This is a genomic window from Pedobacter sp. Bi126 (assembly GCF_918698245.1).
Classification (GTDB): Bacteria; Bacteroidota; Bacteroidia; order Sphingobacteriales; family Sphingobacteriaceae; genus Pedobacter.
In genome coordinates, this window is record NZ_CAKKMS010000005.1 from 371,764 (window position 1) to 391,966 (window position 20,203).

The window sequence follows — 20,203 nt, forward strand, 5'->3', positions numbered from 1 at the left end:
TATGGAGGGGTTTTTTCCAGTTTACAGAGGCCTACAGCGGCCATTGACCTATAAAGGTTTTAAAGGACGTTTTATTTATTGGGGCGTAGGTATCCTGTTGCTTTCGTTGGTTACAGGTGCGCTGACCATGGCGCTCATCAATATGTATATAGGAGCGGTGATTATGATCTCGCTGATCATCGGTGGCTTTTTTTACATCGGGATGTGTCAAAAAAGGGGACTGCACAACAAGACCCGTTCTTTTGGGATCTATCTCCAGATCAACCATCTCTCAAAAATCAATCTTTATGGTAAGACAAAAAGAATTTAGAATACCCTACCTCGGTATTGATATAGATGCTGAGCTGGATATTTTATACGGTCTGAACGGTGAATTTTCTGTACTGATCGATATTACCAATCCCGTGCTCAGGTTTGGAGGTGATCATGGAGCTTATGATAATTTTCATGAACTTTTCGCTAACCTGTCCAGGGTTGTTGGCGAAGGTCATATCATTCAGAAGCAGGATATCATCTATAAGGCCGAATACCAGTACAAGGTTGCAGATGAATATCTACAGGACAGTTATAACAGACATTTTGAAGGAAGACCATATGTAAAACTCCAGACAGTACTGACCATTACCAGGCAGGTCAAAAAAGGGGCGTTATTTGTGCATGATAAAAAGTCGCTTGCTGAGTTTAAAACAACTGTTGTCAAGGTTATTGGACTGCTGGGCAATGCAGGAATGGAACCAAGGGTGCTGAGGGAAAGAGAGATCAACCTATTTATCATGAGGATTATGTCCATGCAGTTTGGTGAGGAAAGCATTTCATTGGACAATTATCATCCCACTGATACCGAGGTAAATATTGGGACCCGTTCTTTCCGTTCGATACCGCTGATCAATATCGATCAGGTCGATCTTCCTGCCATGCTTCCAACATCGGTAAAGCTATCGGACAAAGAAAGTCTTAAGGGATTTCCTACCGATATACTTTCGTTTCTTTTTAAAGTACCGGACTGTTCCTCCGTTCTGTATAACCAGATTCTCGAAATACCTTCGCAGACCATGACGGTCAGGCAGATGGAACTTAAACGGAAAAGGCATAGTGGAATACCCGATCCTGCAAATAATCTGTGTGTAGAGGATATTTCTTTATTATTGGATGATGTGGCCAGGGATGGCAGGTTACTGATCCATGCGCATTTTAATATCGTTGTATGTGCAGAAAGATCATTACTCAACAGGGCTTATAATTATATTGAAAGCGCGCTGTTCCGGACCGGGATTATCCCGAGCAGGAATGCCTATAACCAGCTGGAGTTGTTCAGGACGGCACTGCCTGGGAATGCTGCCGAACTCAGAAAGTATGACTGGTTTCTGACCACTGCCGAAGCTGCTATATGTCTTTTGTTAAAAGAAAGCCTTTCCAGGGATGAGCAATCGGGATTTCTCGTCCGTTTTACCGACAGGTCCGGAATCCCGATCGCAATTGATCTTGCGGATCTGCCAATGTCTTCTGGAAGGATCACAAACCGGAATAAATTCGTTCTTGGTCCGTCTGGTACCGGTAAGTCCTTTTTCATGAATTCACTGTGCGAACAGTATCTGCTATACAATGTGGATATCGTCATCATTGATACCGGTCATTCCTATTCAGGGCTGTGCCAGTATGCCGGCGGCAGGTATATCACTTATAGCGATAACGGTCCCATAACGATGAATCCTTTTACCATTAGCGAGGAAGAGTACAATATTGAAAAGAAGGAATTTATCCTGGTGCTGATCCTCCTTTGTTTAAAAGGGCCGGAAGGTGATGCCAGTCAGTTAGAGAGGGATGTGATCTCTGAAGTGATTACTTCTTATTATGCAAAATGGTTTTCAATGGGAGAATCTTCAGGGATCAAAAAACTCAATTTTGATTCTTTTTATGCTTATGCAATGGAAAAGATCCCAATGATCATGAAGGAGAATGCTGTTCCTTTTGATTTTGAAGGCTTCCGTTTTATCATGCGGAAATTCTGCACTGGTGGAGAATTCGGTGCCATACTTAATGAAGATGCCGATAAATCCCTGTTGAATGAACGGTTGGTCATATTTGAAATTGACAGCATCAAGGAGCATGCTTTGCTTTTTGCAATTGTAACGCTGAATATAATGGACATCTTCATCCAGAAAATGCGCTACAGGAATTTTCAGCGGAAATCATTGGTCATTGAGGAGGCATGGAAAGCGATTTCATCACCCCTAATGGTAGGTTTCCTGGTATATGTCGATAAAACGGTCAGAAAATTCTGGGGAGAATTGATACTGGTGACCCAGGATCTTGCGGATGTGATAGGCAATGCCGTGGTAAAAGATACCATTATAAGCAGTTCAGATACCGTAATCCTGCTCGATCAGGCCAAATTCCGCGACAATTACAATGAAATAGCGGCGATGCTCTCTATTTCAAAGACGGAAAGGAACAAAATTTTCAGCACCAATCAACTGGATAACCGTGAAGGCAGAAGCCCCTTTAAGGAAGTGTATATCAGAAGGGGAGACGTAGGAGAGGTATATGGTGTAGAGGTTTCACTTCAGCAGTACCTGACCTATACCACGGAAAAACCCGAAAAGCTGGCCGTGCAAAGTTATGTGGCACAGTTCGGTTCTTATCCCGCGGCACTAGATGTCTTTATTGCTGATTTTAAAAGTTCCGGACTTTCTCTAGTTGAGTTCTTTAAACAGATCAATTCGGGAGCGTCTGAATTATAAATCAACGCTTAAACAACTTAAATCATGAAAGTAATTCTAATTATTTTTTGTGCTTTTTTATGCAGGAGCATAAATGCACAGACGCTTTATGTGGATCCGGTTACTTCGGCAGCCATTGCCGGTCATTCGGGGATTATCAACAGGCAATTGGACCGTACCAACGACAATTTAAGCCTGATCTCAAGGGGGCAGCTATTGGTGACCGGGCAGCTTGTTGTCGTGAACGATATGCAGGATAGGATATATCGGGGACTTACGGAAGTGTCGGCAATACTCAACAACCTGATGTCTGTAAAGGAGATTACCGATATCGGGCTTGATATTGTCACGGATGTAGAAAAGGCTGTTGAACTTGGGAAGTCCAATCCGGTGCTGCTGTTGTTTGCCGAGCAGAACGCCCGTGAATTCAAGACAAGGGCGGTCAGGCTTGGTTCAGAGGTTGGCGCTTTTGTCCTAAAGGGTGGTAGGGATAACCTGATGGATGCCGGGGAACGCTCGAAATTGCTGAATCGTATAGCAGCTGAAATGCGTATCCTCAGGGGGACTTCTTATGGGATGCACCGGGCGATGTACTGGGCAAAGATGCGGGGGATTTTCGCCTCGGTCAATCCCTGGTCTGATTGGGTAAATATCGATGTCCGCATCGCAAACGACATTTTATCAGGGGCTAAATACTTAAAGAAATGAGGGGGCTGGTTATGCTTTTGATTTTTTCTCTGTGTGTGCACATAGTAAAATCGCAGCAAAAAGCACTCAATATCCCGGCAATCCATCAGCTCGTTTCGGATTCTAAAAGTGAGCATGAGCGGCAATCAAGGGCAAGGGATGCTCAGGTGGTCAATACTGTTAATGAACAGGCGAACAGGACCCTTCTGGCAAAGCTTAAGAACCGTTACCGGGAACTGCAGTCACGGTTTAATATTATCGGTACCGCAATCGATGTACTTAATATCGGAACTCAGGCAGCGCCTATGGTGAGTCAGATCGTCCGGGATCAATACAGGTTATATGAACTGGGCAGGAACAATCCTGCACTGTTGCCATTGGTAGTACAGAGCGAGATTGACGTGCTAGAAAAATCGCGTGACCTGCTTTATTATCTGACTGGGCTTACGGCAAGTCTGGGAGCGGTGAACCAAATGAAATCTTCGGACAGGCGAATATTGTTTGACCATGTGCTTTTCGAGCTTTCCGTTTTGAGCAATCTGGCGACCGCAATAGTCCGGAGCCTTGAATATGGAAGTATTTCGGCAATGATCAAAAATGCCAATCCATTTTCGCAGTATATAGATATTGACCGAGCAATCGTAAAGAATATTCTTGAAAATGCCAAATACCTGAAAAAATGAAACTAATATTTTATGTAATGATTTTTTGCATGAGCCCTTTCGTGCTCTTAGCGCAGCGTGTGGTTTTTGATGCAAGGCATCTAGCTACGGTCAATGAAAACGCGGTTGTGAGGAATGCTGCTGAGATCAGCCATAACGAACTGCTCAGCAAGATCAATAAATCACTGGACAACATCAATATTAATACTTCCAGTATCGTTCTGGCCCAGAGCATGATCTATTCCTCCCTGTCCAATGTAAATGCTGCCTTAAAGAATGGCCTGGCACTACGCGATATGTATGCCGTGTGCGAAGAGATTATTGGTTATGGTAGGGAAATGGGCAAGCTCGGTGTTAATGAACCTTACCTCTTGCTATTCAGTGAGGAGATCATCAGGGACATTACAAGGCGGAGCGCAAAGATGATGACCGAGATTTCTGGCTTTGTGCTCAAAGAGGGGCAGAATATTCTGATGGACTATAACAGTAGGGATGAATTGATTGCAGGTATCAGGGCTGATCTTCAGATCATACGTGGGCTGGTTTACGGCGCATGGAAAGCAATGTATTGGGCGAAGGTCAGTGGGGTGATCAAGATGCTCAACCCATTTCAAGGTTTTATCAACCGTGATGTACAGATCGTATCCGACATTATTAGAAAAACGAGGTATTTAAAAAAATAATATTAAAGCTATGAAGAATTTATTGATGGTCTGGATGCTGCTGACTACAGTTATCTCAGTCCAGGCGCAAAAACAGATCAGGGATGAAAGTATTGTCAACCAGCAGGAACGCATGGTATTTAAACAGTGGGACAGAAAAAAGTTTACGCCCACTTCCGGCTTTCTTGGCCTTAATCCGTATTACTGGTTGACCTGGGGGCTTCATCCCAACTATCCCAAAACGGATTTACGTCCATTAGGGCCGGTAGGTACACAGAATCAGCGCCTCGTTTCGGTAACGGGAATGCAGCAAATAGATAAGAATTATGAGCTGCAGTCTGATACCCTGGCGCAGACTTCGCTTTTACAGATTGCGGGAATGTCAGGAATGCTTTCCGCTACAGATCCACTCTGGATACTTTATTATTCCCAGCAGCTTAAAGGGGTAACAGATTTTGATCCTGGAAAATTGCTTGCAGCTGTTCCACAGATTGCAAGAGCGCAGATCATTGTTAATGGTAGCCTGGACTGGTACACCCGCGAAATGGCTATCCTTTCAGAAAGGCTCGAAGCAGCTCGGACAACAACATTGGAAAGGGGGAAGAGGATTTTATCTTATCACAGGCTGCTCGCAGAATACCGAAGGATATCGTCACTATGGAACGATAAGGTCATTGCAGCTGCCCGAGAACCTGCTCGGGTAAAGATCCGGCAGGATCTGGCCGGTCAGGAAATAAAGATAGATGGCTGGACACCGGAATCAGATGTCAGGACGGCAAAAGAAATCCTTAATAAAAGAAAATTTTAAACCAAAAGGGAAATGAAAAAGATTTTATTGTTAGGCATGGTCATGCTGACTACTGGTTTAGCATTTGGGCAGAGCACCGATTACCGTAGGTCCTTTGAGTTTCTACAGGGAAACGGAGTATATGAAGAAGGGGTGATGGTGATCTTAAAAGGATTAAAGGATTCGATATGGACTCATTTTGATATGTTCATTGCCGATGCCAAGGCTTTGGCAGCGATCTTTATGATTATCTTTTTTGCGATCAAATCCTATGAAATGATAGCCGGGGATAAAAAGCTGGAAATTATGCCGCTTTTAAGACCTTTCGGTCTGGTCATGATCATACTTTGGTGGGGTGCATTTGTTAAAATGGTTGCTTTCCCAACAGACCTTGTGGCCGCGAGGACCGAAACGATGTTTAATAGTGAGCAGGCCGAGGTCAATTCGCTCAGGCTTATCCGTGCCGATTATATGCAGAAGGTCGCGAATTCACTATACAGTTTTCAGGCGGAAACCGAAATGGCGGAAAAGGAGTCTGATACCTGGATGGGCAGGGCATGGGATTCGGTAACCAGCACAGTAAAGGAGGGGATGTCGACAGTGGTCAGTCCTGTAATAGAACTGAAGAACCGTCTGAAGATCGGCATGCAGTTGTTGCTGACCCAATTGCTTGAGCTGCTGGGTATATGGATTCTGAGACTGGCAACCTATGTGATATTTATGATCCAGATTATATATTCCACCATACTGATTATTTTGGGACCTTTTGCCGTTGCTGTCAGTATACTGCCGGCTTTCCGTGATTCCTTAAGCACCTGGATCGCACGCTTTGTATCAGTCAATCTTTATCTGGGCATTGCCTATCTGATTATGTACCTGGTGGCGCTGCTGCAGAAATATGCGATGACCACTGAGATCAGCAGGTATAAGGAACTTATCGGTGAAAACGGAGAAGCTGCCAATCTGGAAAAAATGGCCTGGTTTGCAGGCAACGGTATCCTTTCCTTTGGGACGGTAATTGTGAGTTTTCTGATTGGTGCCATCTGTATGTTTACTGTGCCGAGTATTTCCACATGGATCATATCCACATCAGGTATCAGTTCTGCAGCTTCCAATTTTGGCCGTGGATCGCAGACCGTTATCGGTATGGCCAAAAAGGCTACCGGTAAATTCTTTTAAACCATAATCCAACAATCATGATCATTAAAAATATTGAGTCCAAGATACGTTTGGCTACCATTGTTTCTATAGGCAGTCTGGTCTGTGCCTTTCTGATCTGTATTTCGACTGGTTTTTTTGCTTATAAGCAGATTGAGGTTGCGAGAAAGAGTATCTACATTTTTGAAAACAATGTACCGGTACTGGCCAGACAGACCGATGAACAGCTGATCCGGCCTGCGGTTTACCGCGGACATGTGGAACTTTTTCATTCACTCTTTTTTTCGCTAACCCCGGATGACAGGTATATCGATTATCAGATGAAAAAGGCAATGTACCTCATCGATGAGTCTGGGATGCAACAATACCTGAACCTGAAGGAAAAAGGATATTTCAGTTCTATACTTTCCAGTAGTTCAGTGCTGACCCTTCAGACCGATTCAATCTATATCGATGTCAAAAAGAGGTATTTCCGCTATTATGGAAAGCAACGGATTGAGCGCAGAAGCTCCATTGTTACCCGTTCAATGATTACAGAAGGTTACTTAAGGGATATTCCGAAAAGCGATAACAACTTGTACGGGGTACTGATCATTTCCTGGAAAACACTTGAAAATAAAGATATCGAAAATGTTCAGAAAAATCCGATCTAACAGGGCACCTGACAGGACGGTTCCTGTCGAGCTCTACCATGAATTCCGTCCTTATCTGATTCTGTTGCGCAGAAGAATGGTGCGGCAATTAAAGACATATCCAAAACAGGTATTTGTGCTGATGGTCATACTGGTCATTTTTTCGGTACTGTATTCATTTGACGTACTGTCTTTGAATGATAAAAAGGAAGTTAAGGCGGTCGTTTTTATTAATCGGGAAAAGAGTAGTAAACCGTCTTATTCCATTAATGATGGGTTATCAAGGATCAGTACAACAGGAGCTAAACTTAGAAAAACGCTGGAGATCAGAAAGCAGGTGGATTCGGTTTTGGATAGGAAAACACTGAATAGTGCTGATTCTGCTTTTCTGGAAGCAAAACTAGAGGAGCTTAGAAAGCTCCGTTAACCAAAATGTTATGAAATTAGATTTTAAAAATCCAAGGTACATCATACCACTGATTGCCGTTCCTTTTCTATGTCTTTTCTTTTTCGTGTACCGGCAGAGCACATCGAAAAAACAGATAGTAAGGGCTGAAAAGGATATCAGCGGAAACCTTGCAGAAATATCGGACCAGGTCCGCGAGCGAGGACTTTCCGATAAGCTGGAAGCCTACAAGAACAGCTATAAGGAAGCTGATGGTTACTCGGCAATCAAAACAGTCGGCGATGAACAGCTACCACAAGTAGAGATGGCGAGTTCGTATTCTGATAGGGAGAAAAACAGACTCGATTCAATTGAAGAATCCATCAAAAAACAGGCCTATGTGCCTATGCAGCAAATTAGGAAACCTTTATCTACATATTCTCGAACCGAAAGCGGTATTGGCAATAGGCCGGAAGACCGGGCCGTGGCACAGGTACTGGCAAGCTTGGCGGAGGCAAGAAACAGGGAAAGGCCACCATCCATTGGTACGACAAAGGAAACTGATCCGATGGACCTTTTTAAAAAGCAGATGGCCTATATGGATAGCGTGCAAAAGGTGAATGACCCTGCTTATACCGACCTGCAGAAGGAAAAAAAGAGAAAGCAGGAGGAACTCGTCAAAGATCAGAAGGTTCTTCCTGTTTCCAAATTCTCTGCCGTTAAATCTGATTTCAATACACTTATCGCCAGTGATAACAGGGAGATGATCACAGCGATCATTGATGAGGATGTTACCGGGTATTCTGGGTCAAGGATTAGACTAAGGCTGCTTGAAGAGGTATATGCAGGCAAATTACAGTTGCCAAAAGGGACATACATGTATGCCAGGATCAGCGGTTTTTCCGAGCAGCGTGTCCAGTTAGAGATCAGTTCTGTGTTATGTGCTGGAAAGATTCTGCCGATAAAACTCATGGTTTATGATATGGATGGCCTGCCCGGTTTATATGTTCCTGCTTCAGCTTTTAGAGAGTTCTCCAAAGGTCTTGGCTCAAGCCCGGTCCAGGGATTCAATACCATGGGTAGCGGCCAGGGCCAGAACGAGTTTGTGATGAGCACAGTTGACAGGCTTTTCCAGTCATCCTCTTCCGCCATTGCCAATATGGTCAAAAAAAACAGGGCAAAATTAAAGTATAACAACCAGGTATTTCTTGTCGATCCACAAGATCTTCAGGGCCAAAAATAAAAAGATATGAAAAATAAAATTTTAACAGCCATACAGATCCTTGCTATGGCAGGGAACCTTTTTGCGCAAGTTTCAGGTAATATGGTTGGATCAACGTCAGAGATCCCAAAGATTTTTATCAAGCGGTCTCTTACACTGCATTTTCTTGCTCCGGAAAAGATTACATATGTCGACATTCCAAAGGGACTCATTGGCGACCTGCCTGATAAAAACCTACTGAGGGTTAAAATTCCTGATTCTGCTAAAATTAAAGACGCATTCATAGGCGTACTCACCATCCTTGGAGAAAAAAGGATCAAACAGTATGCACTGATTTATGATGACAGGCCGGAAACTGCCTTCAATCCGCTGATCGATATCAGCATTGGTGGAATGAGGGCGATTGACCCGAAAGCCTCGACAATATCAAGTAGCGAGCTCGACAGTATTTCCAGAGCGATGCTGGAACATATACCAATTAAGGGTGAGGTGAGAAAAAAGAAAAATGGTATGCGCGCGGTGTTAAATGGCATTAGTACACTTGGAGAATATATTCTTCTGGATATCGGATTTGACAACGCAACCGATATCCCATATGAGATTGATGGGCTGAGGTTCCGCATCGAAGATGAGAAACAGCATAAGGCTACAACAGTACAGTCACTGGAAATTGTTCCGGTATCGTGCCAGCTAAATATCCAGACCTTTGAAAAAAGGTACAGGAACATTTTTGTCCTGCACAGGATGACCTTTCCAGACCATAAGCGGCTTAAGATAGAATTGTCCGAAAAGCAAATCTCAGGCCGCTCCATCACCTTTGATATCCGCTATTCCGATATCCTTAAGGCCAAAAAGATCACCATTTAAATATTGTTTATATGGAAGAGACCAGGGAAATCCAGAAACTCCACGGTTTTCTACAGTGCTTGATCTATTTTGCAATCGCACTGGAGATAAGTGTTTTTGTTTATCTGGGTGCCCCGTTCTGGGGCATTTTCAATGTTGGGTTAGTAAGGATCAAGACAGTAATTATTTATCAAGAGCTTATCTATAGTAAACTTTCTGTGCTATTATTGATCTGTCTTGTCAGTATCGGAACATTATCGAAAAAACAACTAGACTTTGATCCGAAGACAAAAGTAGTTTATCCCCTAAGCCTTGGTCTGCTCCTCTATTTTGGTAGTATTTTATTTTATGGAAAATCAGGCCAGGAACTGTTTGCATATACTTCGACAATGGATCTTTTCTACATCACATTTTCCTTTGTCGGTGCAATCCTGATCAGTATTTCTATGGACAATGTCTCCAAGATCATCAGGTCTGGACTAGGCAAGGATAAATGGAATGTTGAGGCCGAAAGTTTTATGCAGCAGGTTAAAAAGGTCGAAAATCCTTACTCAGTAAATATACCGATGCTTTTCTATTATAAAAGGAGAGTGCGGAGGGGCTGGGTAAACCTTGTCAATCCTTTCCGTGCAACACTTCTTATTGGCACCCCGGGTTCGGGCAAGTCTTTTTCGGTCGTAAATCCCTTTATCCGTCAGATGATCGCCAAATCATTTACTGTATGTCTGTATGACTTTAAGTTTCCTGATCTGGGTAGGATTGCTTACTACCACTTTTTGCAGGGAAAGAAAAGAGGCAAACTGAAGGATTTTAATTTTCATGTGCTTAACCTGACTGATGTCGAAAAAAGCAGAAGGATAAATCCCTTCCGGTGCGATTATATAGCGATGCTTGCGGATGCTTCAGAGACAGCCGAAGGTACTGTTGAAGCCCTTAAAAAAGGAGATAAGGCAAGTGGGAGTGATGCTTTCTTCACACAGTCAGCTATCAATTTTTTAGCTTCTTGTATATATTTTATGAGCAGGTATGAAAAAGGAAAATATTCGAGTCTTCCACATGTAATGGCTTTTTTAAACCGGTCTTATGAAGAGATTTTTACTGTGCTTTTTACCAATCCAGAGTTGGTTTCACTGCTGTCGCCTTTTAAGTCTGCATTTGCAGCAAAGGCCTTTGATCAGCTGGAAGGGCAGATTGGAACGCTAAAGATATTCATGAGCCGAATGGCTACAAAAGAAACATTCTGGGTTTTTTCGGGTGATGATTTCAACCTGAAAATTTCTGATCCCACATCGCCTGGCATATTGGTTCTGGCAAACGATCCCAATACCCAGAATATCAATTCCGCATGTTATTCTGTAGTGATTAACCGCCTTACCAGGCTGATCAATTCAAAGGGCAACCTTCCATCGGCAATTCTACTTGATGAAGGGCCTACTATTTTTGTTCATCGGATAGAGAATCTTATCGCAACGGGAAGATCTAATAAGGTTGCTGTATTGATAGGAATGCAGGAATTGCCACAGTTCAAACAGCAGTATGGAAAAGATACGGCAACAACAATAACTTCCGTGGTTGGCAATGTACTGTCCGGTTCTGCAAGGAACAAAGAAACGCTTGATTGGCTGGAAAGAATCTTCGGTAAATCTAAACAGATTGGTGAAAGTATTTCAATAGATAGGAGCAAAGTATCCAAATCAATCAGTGAAAAGCTGGAAGTGCTGATTCCTGCGGGAAAGATTACGACACTTGGCGCTGGGGAGTTAGTGGGATTACTTGCAACGGATGCGGATGTTAAATATACCGGTGAGTATGACACATCTGCCATTAACTGCAAAATAAACCTGGATCTAAAAGAAATTAAAGAGGAGGAAGAAGGATATGTTGAACTGCCTGTTTTTTACGACTTCGGAGGGAAGAAGGAAGAAATCCTTACACGGAATTTTTTGCGCATCAATAAGGAAATCGAAATGTTGGTTGCTGCTTTTATGTAGTCTTTTATTGATCAGTGCTAACGGATATGGAGCTGTTCAGGATACCACTATTTTTACAAGCTGGTACGCAACACTTCCACTTAAGGTGTTCAAACTGAATTCTGCTTTTGGTATCAGGACTCATCCGGTTACTGGACAGGATTCTTTTCACAAAGGAATAGATATAGCCGGTAAAAACGAGGTTGTTGTTTCTGTACTCCCCGGAATAATTGATAAAACTGGCTATTCCTCCATAATGGGCAATTATGTCGCTGCGAGATATGGGGGTTATATCGTTTATTACGCCCACTTATCAAAAGTATATTGCTCCGCTGGCCATGTTGTTCTCACGGGCTATCCTATAGGGTTTACCGGATCAACGGGCAGGACAACTGGCGAACACCTGCACCTGTCTGTGCTTCGCGGTGGGATGAGCGTTAATCCGCTTTATTTTCTATTGATCATCCTATCCAAGTCAGGCGGTGAACTCAAACGCTATTTATACGGTGGATAAACAAATTAAAAATTGTAGCCACTAGAGTTTTAATCCAAATTTTTAAATGAATCAATATGCAGACTGCAAACTTGAATGTGCGGGATCTTCCGGTTGAAGATCTGCGCGAACTTGGACTGTTTATGGAGGGAGAAATCACACTTCCTAAAAAAGATATAGATGCCCTGTTGTCCGGAATGCGGACCGGGCTCGTCAGGCTAAATGATATTAATCATAATGGAATTGAAATAAAGGAAATGAGCGTGAAACTTTCCCTGACCAAAAATGCCCAGGGAAAAGCTGAACTTTTGGTACATCCAGTTTATAAGCAGAGCAACCTTCCTTCAATTATTTCCCGCGGGGAAGGAGATGATTTACTGACCGGTTTAAAGGCCAATCTCATTAAAGAAACCACTGAGAACGGACAGCAGAAGAAGCTAATGGTGGAATATGATTGGGATACACGTGAATATATTGTCACCGATACCTCAAGGCTACGGGTGCCTGATATGATCAACGGCATGCCTCTCACCCCATATCAGAAAGAACGGTTCGGTAACGGCAGGCAGATTGAAATGCCCGACGGGACTACTTTCCAGGCCAGTAGCACTACTCCGGATGGAATCCGCTCCAATAGATTGGCACTGGTTGTCTCTCTTCTAATGGACGGTGGCTTATCTTATCTCCTATTGACAGGACTAAAGGCGATGGTAGGAGATAGGGGGCTGTTGCCTCAAAAAGATGAGCGGAATGAAAATTATCATAAAGCGCTTCAGGCAGCGGTAGCGGAGAAGTCCACCCCAAAAAGTTCTATAGAAAAAACCACACCAATAGCTAGCAATAGTGAGTACTCGCGTGGTTATGGCAGATCAGGGCTATCAAGATAACCCTTTTTATATACAATAGTAATCAACAGAATTTTAAACCTTTAATTTTTATGTCATGAATGAGAATAATTTGGATTATCTCCAAAATACCCTGAAATATCTGGGCTTTGGAGAATCACTTTCAGAGAAGCTTAAGGCAGCTATAACGAAAGAGTTGCCAGAGTTTTCCTTAAATTTTGATAACCTGCAAACAGCCCCAAATGCGAAGGACAAACCTGAACTGGCAGATACAGTTTCTTATATCCTCGATTTTTCAAAGAGTAAAGAAACAGACATGTATTTTTTTAATAAATATCAGGCTTCCCTTCAAAAGCCAGGGCAAGATGCTAGGCTCGAACAGACCTTTTATATTAATAAAGGAAAAGGAGTTACCGCCAAAGAAAGTTATAATTTGCTTTCCGGGCGAGCTGTAAACAAAGATGTCGTTTTAAAAAGTGGGGAAAAAGCAAACCTTTGGCTTAAGCTGGATTTTACCGAACATTCTCCAGAAAAAGGATATGCGTTAAATAGTTATGGTCAGCAGTATGGATTTGATCTAAAAGAAGCCGTAGATAAATTCAAAATCCAGGATATGGAAAAACAAGGATTTAGGGATCAGTTACTGAAAAGCCTTGAACGTGGCAATCTGCATGAGGTTTCATTTATGAAGAATGGAAAAGAAACAACCGGTTTTGTAACGGCCAATCCACAATTCAAAACCTTAGATTTCTACGACCGTGATTTGGGGCAGGTCTACAGTAAAGCTGTTGACCGCCGTGAGCCTCTCCTAAAAGGGGAAAAAGAAAAAGCAATTGCGGGTGAGATGGAGCTTCAGGTGGAAGAAAAAAAAGGACGGGGTAGATAGTTTGTGGAGCACATTTTTTGTAATGCAGGGGATTTCGGTCCCCTGTTTTTGTGTGGGCTAATCTTTTTTGAAGGAAAGAAATATGGAAATTTTAATCTAATTAATAGATAATGAAATTTGGCAATTACGCAAAGTTGACTCCGGAACAGGCAATAGAGAGACTAAAAAAGAAAGACATTGCAATTTCACGGGATCAAGCAATAAAAATTTTGGAATTTATGGACTGTTTTGCAAAAATAATGATTCGGCAATACGTTAAATAGTTGTTGTTTTTGTTGATAAAATGGCGTTAAAACTTTTGTTTTAACGCCATTTATTTTTTATATTGATTGGTTATCAATTAGTTGTATTATGTATTTGAAAATAGCAGATTTATATATTAGAGTCAGTACTGACGAGCAAAAGGACAAAGGTTATTCACAACGCGACCAAGAGGAGAGGCTCAGGAAATATTGCGATGTTAACAAGGTAAAGATAAACCAAGTTTATATCGAAGATTATTCCGCTAAGACCTTCAACAGACCGAAATGGCAGTTGCTAATGAAAAATCTGAAAAAAAATAAATCTGTGCCGGTCAATCAACTTCTATTTACAAAATGGGACAGATTTAGCCGTAATACAGCTGATGCATATCAAATGATAAATGCTTTAAAGATCCTGGGTGTCGAGGCTCATGCAGTTGAACAGCCCCTAGATTTGTCAGTACCAGAAAATAAGATGATGCTAGCCTTTTATTTAGCTGTTCCTGAGGTAGAGAATGACAGAAGATCGTTAAACGTTTTTTATGGGATGCGCAGAGCTAAAAAGGAGGGGAGGTGGATGGCAACTGCACCTATTGGATATATTAATAAAACTAGTGAAACTGGTATAAAATACATAACCCCCCATCCCATTTATGGAACAATAATGAAGGATGCCTTTGAAGAATTAGCGAAGGGACAACTTGCGATTAACGAGATTTGGAGAAAGGCTTCGTCAAAAGGTCTAAAGTGTGGGAAAAATCAATTTTGGGTGTCTATGAGAAATCCCGTGTACTGTGGTAAATTATTTATTCCGAGGCATCTGGATGAAGATGCAATGATCGTTCAAGGTCAACATCAGCCTATTATTACAGAACTATTATTTAATGAAGTTCAGGATGTTATGGATGGTAGAAAGACCCATAACCGGGGAAGCATAATGAGTCCAGAACAACTTCCTTTACGCGGATTTTTATTATGCCCTATTTGTGGAAGAAACCTGACCGGGAGCCCTTCAAAAGGAAAATATAAAAGCTATTTCTATTATCACTGTATTTCGCCGTGCCGATTTAGAATTAATGCAATAAAAGCAAATAAAGTTTTTGAACAAGGGTTGTCTAACCTCAAACCTATTGATGGTATGCTAGATCTATATGAAGATGCTATTAGGTATAATTTCGACGCAATGGTTAAGGGCAGTTCTGAGAAGAAACGGATAACCAAAATGGATATGGAGGCATTAAACAATAAGATAGATAAGATAAGAGAGCTATTGATTAATGATCAAATCTCCCCTGAAGATTATGGTGTTATCAAAAAGCAGTTGGAAGAAAAGATCTACAATTTAAAGAAAAACCTAAATTCTTTTGATAAAAAACAGGACGATTTAAATAACCTTATCAAAAATTTATCGAACACCCTTTTAAACATCGAGAAGGCATATTTTGAGGCCGAAATAGGCCTAAAACGTGAAATTATAGCTGCAATTTTCCCCGAAAAATTAGTGTATTATGAAGACGGTTATCGAACACCTAGATTGAACGAAGGTGTTGAGTTAATATGTCTGATTAATAACGAGTTACGTAAAATAAAAAACGAGACAAACAGCGTAAAAACTGATTTGTCTCGTGAGGTGCTCCCGACGAGATTCGAACTCATATCGATGGTACCGGAAACCATAATTCTATCCATTGAACTACGGGAGCATAAGGCTGCAAATATAGAAAAATCAAAATCATTTCATTACAAAAACAAGTCTATTTTTAATCTGTAAGTTCATATCAAAATTAACTTCCTGCTGTTGAGATATTTTTTATGTTAAAAAATGATTAAATCATAAAGCAACGGGCTGCTTTATTGAGTTTATTCCCCTTTATTTTTAATTTAAGAAACCTTTCTGGCTAATTTTAAACCTTCACCGTTGGCTTTTTAAGAAATAAAAATGCACCTTTGCGAACCGTTAATAGAGGTTTAGGCATGTAATAAATTAGATTGTATTTTATGGAAGAATTGGTTGTGGAAGAGATTCAGGAACTGCTTGAAAAAGAAAATGATAAGGCTTTAAAGCAATATCTCGATCAACTGAATATTTCGGATGTTGAAGAACTGATTGATGAACTTCCACAATATGCAGCTAAATTTATCGAAACCTTATCCCTTAACCGGGCGGTAAACGTTTTTCGGATTCTGGATTTCCCTACGCAAGAGCGTATCATTAAAAAACTTTCGGGCAATAAACTCAATCAGATTATCAAAGATCTACCACCCGATGACCGTACAGCGCTTTTTAGCGAGTTAAAAGGCGATGTGGTAAAAAAAATGATTACGCTTTTACCACCCGAAGAACGTAAAGAATCGCTTGCACTTTTAGGCTACAAAGAAGATAGTATTGGCCGTTTAATGACGCCCGATTACATCGCCGTAAAACCCGAATGGTCTATCACCAGGGTTTTGGCGCACATCAGGCGTTATGGAAAAAACTCCGAAACCATTGATGTAGTATATGTGATCGATAAAGAAGGAGTACTGTTGGATGATATCAGGATCCGTGAGGTTTTACTGGCCGATCCTGAAGCAATTATCGGCGAACTTACCGATAAACGTTTTATTGCCCTAAAAGCAAACGATCCTCAGGAAGATGCAATCAATATCTTTAGGATGAACAACCGTGTGGCTTTACCTGTGGTAGATGAAAATAACATTCTTTTAGGTATTGTTACCGTTGATGATATTTTATGGATTGCAAATGAGGAATATACAGAAGATATGCACAAAATTGGGGGTACTGAGGCTTTGGATGAACCTTATCTCGATATCCCAATCCTAAAACTGGTTAAAAAACGTGCAGGATGGTTAATTGTACTCTTTTTAGGCGAAATGTTAACCGCAACAGCTATGCAGCACTTCGAAATTGAACTCGAAAAAGCAGTAGTATTATCGCTTTTTATTCCATTGATTATGAGTAGTGGCGGTAACAGCGGTTCCCAGGCTTCAACCTTAATTATCCAAGCCATGGCCTTAGGTGAAGTAACCATCGCAGAATGGTGGCGCGTAATGCGACGTGAATTGGTTTCTGGAGCTTTGCTGGGCATTATTTTAGGCACGATTGGTTTTATCCGCATTGTAACCTGGCAAGAGTTGCACCTCTATAATTATGGTCCGCATTGGTTTTTAATTGCAGCTACCATATTTTTTACCCTTGTTGGCATTGTATTATGGGGCAGTTTAATCGGTTCGATGATGCCAATTATTTTGAAAAAACTGAAATTAGATCCAGCAACCTCATCAGCGCCATTTGTAGCCACTATGGTTGATGTTACCGGGATTGTGATCTATTTCAGTGTTGCCGTATTAATTTTAAAAGGCGTTTTACTCTAAATCTAAATCATGCAAAAGAAAATTACCACACTTTTTACCGATATCGGTGGCGTTTTATTAACCAATGGCTGGGACAGGCATGCAAGGGGAGAAGCTTCTGTTCTTTTTAACCTCGACTCGGTTGATCTCGAAGAGCGCCATCATCTTACCTTCGATACCTATGAGGTAGGTAAATTAACCCTTGATGAATATTTGGAGCGTATCGTTTTCTTCGAAGAACGTAGCTTTAGCTACGATGATTTTAAGGAGTTTATGTTCAAAAAATCGCTTCCTTATCCAGAAATGATTCAGTTGATCTGCGATTTAAAAAAGAAATATAACCTAAAAGTAGCCGTAATCAGCAACGAGGGCAGAGAACTAAACCAATACCGCATCAATACCTTTAAACTGAACGAATTTGTCGATTTTTTCGTGTCATCTAGTTTTGTGCATTTCCGTAAACCCGATGCCGATATTTTTAAGGTGGCCATCGATATTTCGCAGAGCGATGTAGAAACGAGTTTATATATTGATGACCGTATGCTTTTTGTACAGGTTGCTGAAGGTTTAGGTTTAAAAGGCATTCATCATACCGATTACGAAGATACTAAGGTACAGTTGGCCGCTTATGGGTTAGCGGTTTAATTTTGAAGTTATTTCCCGCAGATCTCGCTGATTCACGCAGAATAAATTAACCAAATGACCGTCATTCCCGTGCATACGGGGATCTTAATGCATTTTCGTGGTGTCAGATATTACCATCTGACATCCTGAAACTACTTCTTTTTAAGTTCTCAACTTTCGATTAAATAAATGCTATCTACCAAGAGCTAAAATGTTTTTTGAAAAGCAATTGCAGTGGATATTTTAAAGCTTGCTCCCGCTTTTCATTACAAGTCCAACGCTGTGGACTTTCCATTTTAATCGGGTTTATTGGCAATTTAGCCGCTGACATTTTAGGCTGGGCGCAGTAATATAATTCCGTTTTTCCTGTGTGTTCTCCAGCGTTCGTCATCCTGACCTGTAGCAAAGCGGAAAGCTACTAAGTAAACCGAGCCTTAAGCGAGCTCACCGAAGGTAATTTATTTCAGGATCTGTCATCGTTAATTATCTGTGTTAATCTGTATTATCTGTGGTTAATCAAGCGTTTCAATACGCTTCGACTCCGCTCAGCATGACAATCGAGTGGGTATCCGTGCTTTCGGTGTCTCCGTGGCAAAAAAGTCTTCAAACAAAAAAGCCACTCTTTCAAGTGGCTCTATATTGTTATGCTTTTTCAAAGTCCCCTTTAGGGGCTTTAGGGCTTATACATTAAACCTAAAGTGCATAATGTCACCATCTTCCACTACATAGGTTTTTCCTTCAACACCCAATTTACCAGCATCTTTACAGGCATTTTCAGAACCTAAGGTTACGAAATCGTTGTATTTGATTACTTCAGCACGGATAAATCCTTTTTCGAAATCTGTGTGGATTACACCAGCAGCTTGTGGCGCTGTAAAACCTTTGGTAATCGTCCAGGCACGAACTTCTTGTACACCAGCGGTAAAGTAAGTGTAAAGGTTTAATAATTTATAAGCTGCACGGATTAATTTATTTACACCAGATTCGGTTAAGCCTAAATCAGCTAAAAACTCCTGACGCTCTTCGTAGCTGTCCAGTTCAGCAATTTCCGATTCAATTTTAGCAGAGATCACTAAAACCTCAGCATTTTCATCAGCAACATTTGCTTTCACTAAATCAACGTACTTATTTCCATTAATTACCGATGCCTCATCAACATTACAAACATACATTACCGGTTTTTGCGTAAGCAGGCCTAAATCTTCAATAAAATCGAAATCATCTTGAGCCAACGCTGCAGTACGGATAGATTTGCCAGCTTCTAAATGTGCTTTAACCACCGTTAAAATCTCATAAGTACGTTTAGCATCTTTATCGCCACCTGTTTTTGCCATTTTTTCAACTTTTTGGATTCGTTTATCAACGGTATCCAAATCTTTAAGCTGTAGCTCAGTATCAATAATTTCACGATCACGGATCGGATCAACAGAACCATCCACATGAATTACATTTCCGTCATCAAAACAACGTAAAACATGAATAATTGCATTGGTAGCGCGGATATTTCCTAAGAACTGGTTTCCCAGGCCTTCACCTTTCGATGCACCTTTTACCAAACCCGCAATATCTACAATTTCGATTGTATTTGGTTGTACTTTGTTTGGCTTAACCAACTCGGCCAGTTTGGTTAACCTATCATCAGGTACTGTAATTACGCCAACATTGGGCTCAATAGTACAAAAGGGAAAGTTTGCTGCCTGCGCTTTTGCATTTGATAAACAGTTAAAAAGAGTCGATTTCCCAACATTTGGTAAACCAACTATACCACATTGTAATGCCATTATTTATTAGTCTTTATTTCTTTAGTTTTTACCTATTGGTTCATAGTCTTATGGTCAATAGCCATTGTGTTTCGTTGTCAAACTTTAGTTTTGGTCATCTTCCATTAACCATTTTACCTTTTCCGCCTTCCGCCTTCCGCCTTCCGCCTTCCGCCTTCCGCCTTCCGCCTTCCGCCTTCCGCCTTCCGCCTTCCGCCTTCCGCCTTCCGCCTTCCGCCTTCCGCCTTCCGCCTTCCGCCTTCCGCCT

19 protein-coding genes, 1 tRNA gene and 1 pseudogene are annotated in these 20,203 nt (G+C 41.4%); 19 read left to right on the forward strand and 2 right to left on the reverse strand.

Going from position 1 to position 20,203, the window contains the following annotated elements:
- Window position 1 precedes the first annotated feature (1 nt).
- The 16 genes and pseudogenes from LQ201_RS20165 to LQ201_RS20240 all read left to right on the forward strand — a co-directional run.
- Window positions 2-310, forward strand: a complete 309-nt coding sequence (locus tag LQ201_RS20165; protein WP_230145101.1) for a plasmid transfer protein — start codon at window positions 2-4, stop codon at window positions 308-310.
- Entirely contained in the window at window positions 288-2,741 is a 2,454-nt protein-coding gene (locus tag LQ201_RS20170; protein ID WP_230145102.1) for a TraG family conjugative transposon ATPase, read from the forward strand. Before LQ201_RS20165 ends, LQ201_RS20170 begins: the two co-directional genes overlap by 23 nt.
- 24 nt (window positions 2,742-2,765) lie before the next feature.
- Entirely contained in the window at window positions 2,766-3,428 is a 663-nt protein-coding gene (locus tag LQ201_RS20175; protein WP_230145103.1) for a hypothetical protein, read from the forward strand.
- Window positions 3,429-3,463: 35 nt separating this feature from the next.
- Window positions 3,464-4,090 (forward strand): hypothetical protein, encoded by a 627-nt coding sequence (locus LQ201_RS20180; RefSeq protein WP_230145104.1) that lies wholly within the window; start codon window positions 3,464-3,466, stop codon window positions 4,088-4,090.
- Window positions 4,087-4,752 (forward strand): hypothetical protein, encoded by a 666-nt coding sequence (locus LQ201_RS20185; RefSeq protein WP_230145105.1) that lies wholly within the window; start codon window positions 4,087-4,089, stop codon window positions 4,750-4,752. Before LQ201_RS20180 ends, LQ201_RS20185 begins: the two co-directional genes overlap by 4 nt.
- A 10-nt stretch (window positions 4,753-4,762) precedes the next feature.
- Window positions 4,763-5,539 (forward strand): hypothetical protein, encoded by a 777-nt coding sequence (locus LQ201_RS20190; RefSeq protein WP_230145106.1) that lies wholly within the window; start codon window positions 4,763-4,765, stop codon window positions 5,537-5,539.
- A 12-nt stretch (window positions 5,540-5,551) separates the two neighbouring features.
- Window positions 5,552-6,697 (forward strand): plasmid transfer protein, encoded by a 1,146-nt coding sequence (locus tag LQ201_RS20195; protein ID WP_230145107.1) that lies wholly within the window; start codon window positions 5,552-5,554, stop codon window positions 6,695-6,697.
- Between the two features lie 17 nt (window positions 6,698-6,714).
- The gene (gene traK, locus LQ201_RS20200) at window positions 6,715-7,329 is read left to right on the forward strand and encodes a conjugative transposon protein TraK (protein ID WP_230145108.1); all 615 of its coding nucleotides are present in this window, start codon (window positions 6,715-6,717) and stop codon (window positions 7,327-7,329) included.
- Window positions 7,307-7,735 carry a hypothetical protein gene (locus tag LQ201_RS20205; RefSeq protein ID WP_230145109.1) on the forward strand — a complete coding sequence of 143 codons (429 nt, stop codon included), beginning with the start codon at window positions 7,307-7,309 and terminating at the stop codon, window positions 7,733-7,735. Before traK ends, LQ201_RS20205 begins: the two co-directional genes overlap by 23 nt.
- A 10-nt stretch (window positions 7,736-7,745) precedes the next feature.
- A complete protein-coding gene (gene traM, locus LQ201_RS20210; RefSeq protein ID WP_230145110.1) occupies window positions 7,746-8,936 on the forward strand; it encodes a conjugative transposon protein TraM in 1,191 nt (396 codons plus the stop codon).
- 6 nt (window positions 8,937-8,942) lie between these two features.
- On the forward strand, window positions 8,943-9,782 hold the full coding sequence (locus LQ201_RS20215; RefSeq protein ID WP_230145111.1) for a DUF4138 domain-containing protein: 840 nt from the start codon (window positions 8,943-8,945) through the stop codon (window positions 9,780-9,782).
- Between the two features lie 11 nt (window positions 9,783-9,793).
- Window positions 9,794-11,752 carry a type IV secretory system conjugative DNA transfer family protein gene (locus tag LQ201_RS20220; protein ID WP_230145112.1) on the forward strand — a complete coding sequence of 653 codons (1,959 nt, stop codon included), beginning with the start codon at window positions 9,794-9,796 and terminating at the stop codon, window positions 11,750-11,752.
- A 7-nt stretch (window positions 11,753-11,759) separates the two neighbouring features.
- Window positions 11,760-12,245, forward strand: a complete 486-nt coding sequence (locus LQ201_RS20225; RefSeq protein ID WP_230145113.1) for a M23 family metallopeptidase — start codon at window positions 11,760-11,762, stop codon at window positions 12,243-12,245.
- Between the two features lie 56 nt (window positions 12,246-12,301).
- Window positions 12,302-13,111, forward strand: coding sequence for a DUF4099 domain-containing protein (locus LQ201_RS20230; RefSeq protein ID WP_230146679.1), 810 nt, complete (start codon window positions 12,302-12,304; stop codon window positions 13,109-13,111).
- Window positions 13,112-13,166: 55 nt separating this feature from the next.
- Window positions 13,167-13,955, forward strand: coding sequence for a hypothetical protein (locus tag LQ201_RS20235; RefSeq protein ID WP_230145114.1), 789 nt, complete (start codon window positions 13,167-13,169; stop codon window positions 13,953-13,955).
- A 351-nt stretch (window positions 13,956-14,306) separates the two neighbouring features.
- Window positions 14,307-15,098, forward strand: a pseudogene (locus LQ201_RS20240) (recombinase family protein); the annotation flags it as partial.
- Between the two features lie 730 nt (window positions 15,099-15,828).
- On the opposite strand, the gene LQ201_RS20245 reads toward LQ201_RS20240, so the two are convergent.
- Window positions 15,829-15,900 (reverse strand) — tRNA-Arg (locus tag LQ201_RS20245).
- 295 nt (window positions 15,901-16,195) lie between these two features.
- Between LQ201_RS20245 and mgtE the strand changes: the two genes are divergently transcribed.
- Window positions 16,196-17,572: a magnesium transporter gene (gene mgtE / locus LQ201_RS20250; RefSeq protein WP_029275973.1), complete on the forward strand. Its 1,377-nt coding sequence runs from the start codon at window positions 16,196-16,198 to the stop codon at window positions 17,570-17,572.
- 9 nt (window positions 17,573-17,581) lie between these two features.
- Window positions 17,582-18,196 (forward strand): HAD hydrolase-like protein, encoded by a 615-nt coding sequence (locus LQ201_RS20255; RefSeq protein ID WP_230145115.1) that lies wholly within the window; start codon window positions 17,582-17,584, stop codon window positions 18,194-18,196.
- Between the two features lie 659 nt (window positions 18,197-18,855).
- Here the strand turns inward: LQ201_RS20255 and ychF are convergent.
- Entirely contained in the window at window positions 18,856-19,956 is a 1,101-nt protein-coding gene (ychF, locus tag LQ201_RS20260; RefSeq protein ID WP_029275975.1) for a redox-regulated ATPase YchF, read from the reverse strand.
- Here ychF and LQ201_RS20265 point away from each other — a divergent pair.
- Window positions 19,950-20,203: hypothetical protein (locus tag LQ201_RS20265; protein ID WP_230146680.1), on the forward strand; the 254-nt coding region annotated here is incomplete at its 3' end. The genes ychF and LQ201_RS20265 overlap by 7 nt on opposite strands.

Excerpts from the sequence above, each read along its gene's own strand:
- LQ201_RS20165 (WP_230145101.1), top strand. The coding sequence starts at position 2 with ATGGAGGGGTTTTTTCCAGTTTACAGAGGCCTACAGCGGCCATTGACC.
- LQ201_RS20170 (WP_230145102.1), top strand. The coding sequence starts at position 288 with ATGGTAAGACAAAAAGAATTTAGAATACCCTACCTCGGTATTGATATA.
- LQ201_RS20175 (WP_230145103.1), top strand. The coding sequence starts at position 2,766 with ATGAAAGTAATTCTAATTATTTTTTGTGCTTTTTTATGCAGGAGCATA.
- LQ201_RS20185 (WP_230145105.1), top strand. The coding sequence starts at position 4,087 with ATGAAACTAATATTTTATGTAATGATTTTTTGCATGAGCCCTTTCGTG.
- LQ201_RS20190 (WP_230145106.1), top strand. The coding sequence starts at position 4,763 with ATGAAGAATTTATTGATGGTCTGGATGCTGCTGACTACAGTTATCTCA.
- LQ201_RS20195 (WP_230145107.1), top strand. The coding sequence starts at position 5,552 with ATGAAAAAGATTTTATTGTTAGGCATGGTCATGCTGACTACTGGTTTA.
- traK (WP_230145108.1), top strand. The coding sequence starts at position 6,715 with ATGATCATTAAAAATATTGAGTCCAAGATACGTTTGGCTACCATTGTT.
- LQ201_RS20205 (WP_230145109.1), top strand. The coding sequence starts at position 7,307 with ATGTTCAGAAAAATCCGATCTAACAGGGCACCTGACAGGACGGTTCCT.
- traM (WP_230145110.1), top strand. The coding sequence starts at position 7,746 with ATGAAATTAGATTTTAAAAATCCAAGGTACATCATACCACTGATTGCC.
- LQ201_RS20215 (WP_230145111.1), top strand. The coding sequence starts at position 8,943 with ATGAAAAATAAAATTTTAACAGCCATACAGATCCTTGCTATGGCAGGG.
- LQ201_RS20220 (WP_230145112.1), top strand. The coding sequence starts at position 9,794 with ATGGAAGAGACCAGGGAAATCCAGAAACTCCACGGTTTTCTACAGTGC.
- LQ201_RS20230 (WP_230146679.1), top strand. The coding sequence starts at position 12,302 with ATGCAGACTGCAAACTTGAATGTGCGGGATCTTCCGGTTGAAGATCTG.
- LQ201_RS20235 (WP_230145114.1), top strand. The coding sequence starts at position 13,167 with ATGAATGAGAATAATTTGGATTATCTCCAAAATACCCTGAAATATCTG.
- mgtE (WP_029275973.1), top strand. The coding sequence starts at position 16,196 with ATGGAAGAATTGGTTGTGGAAGAGATTCAGGAACTGCTTGAAAAAGAA.
- LQ201_RS20255 (WP_230145115.1), top strand. The coding sequence starts at position 17,582 with ATGCAAAAGAAAATTACCACACTTTTTACCGATATCGGTGGCGTTTTA.
- ychF (WP_029275975.1), bottom strand. The coding sequence starts at position 19,956 with ATGGCATTACAATGTGGTATAGTTGGTTTACCAAATGTTGGGAAATCG.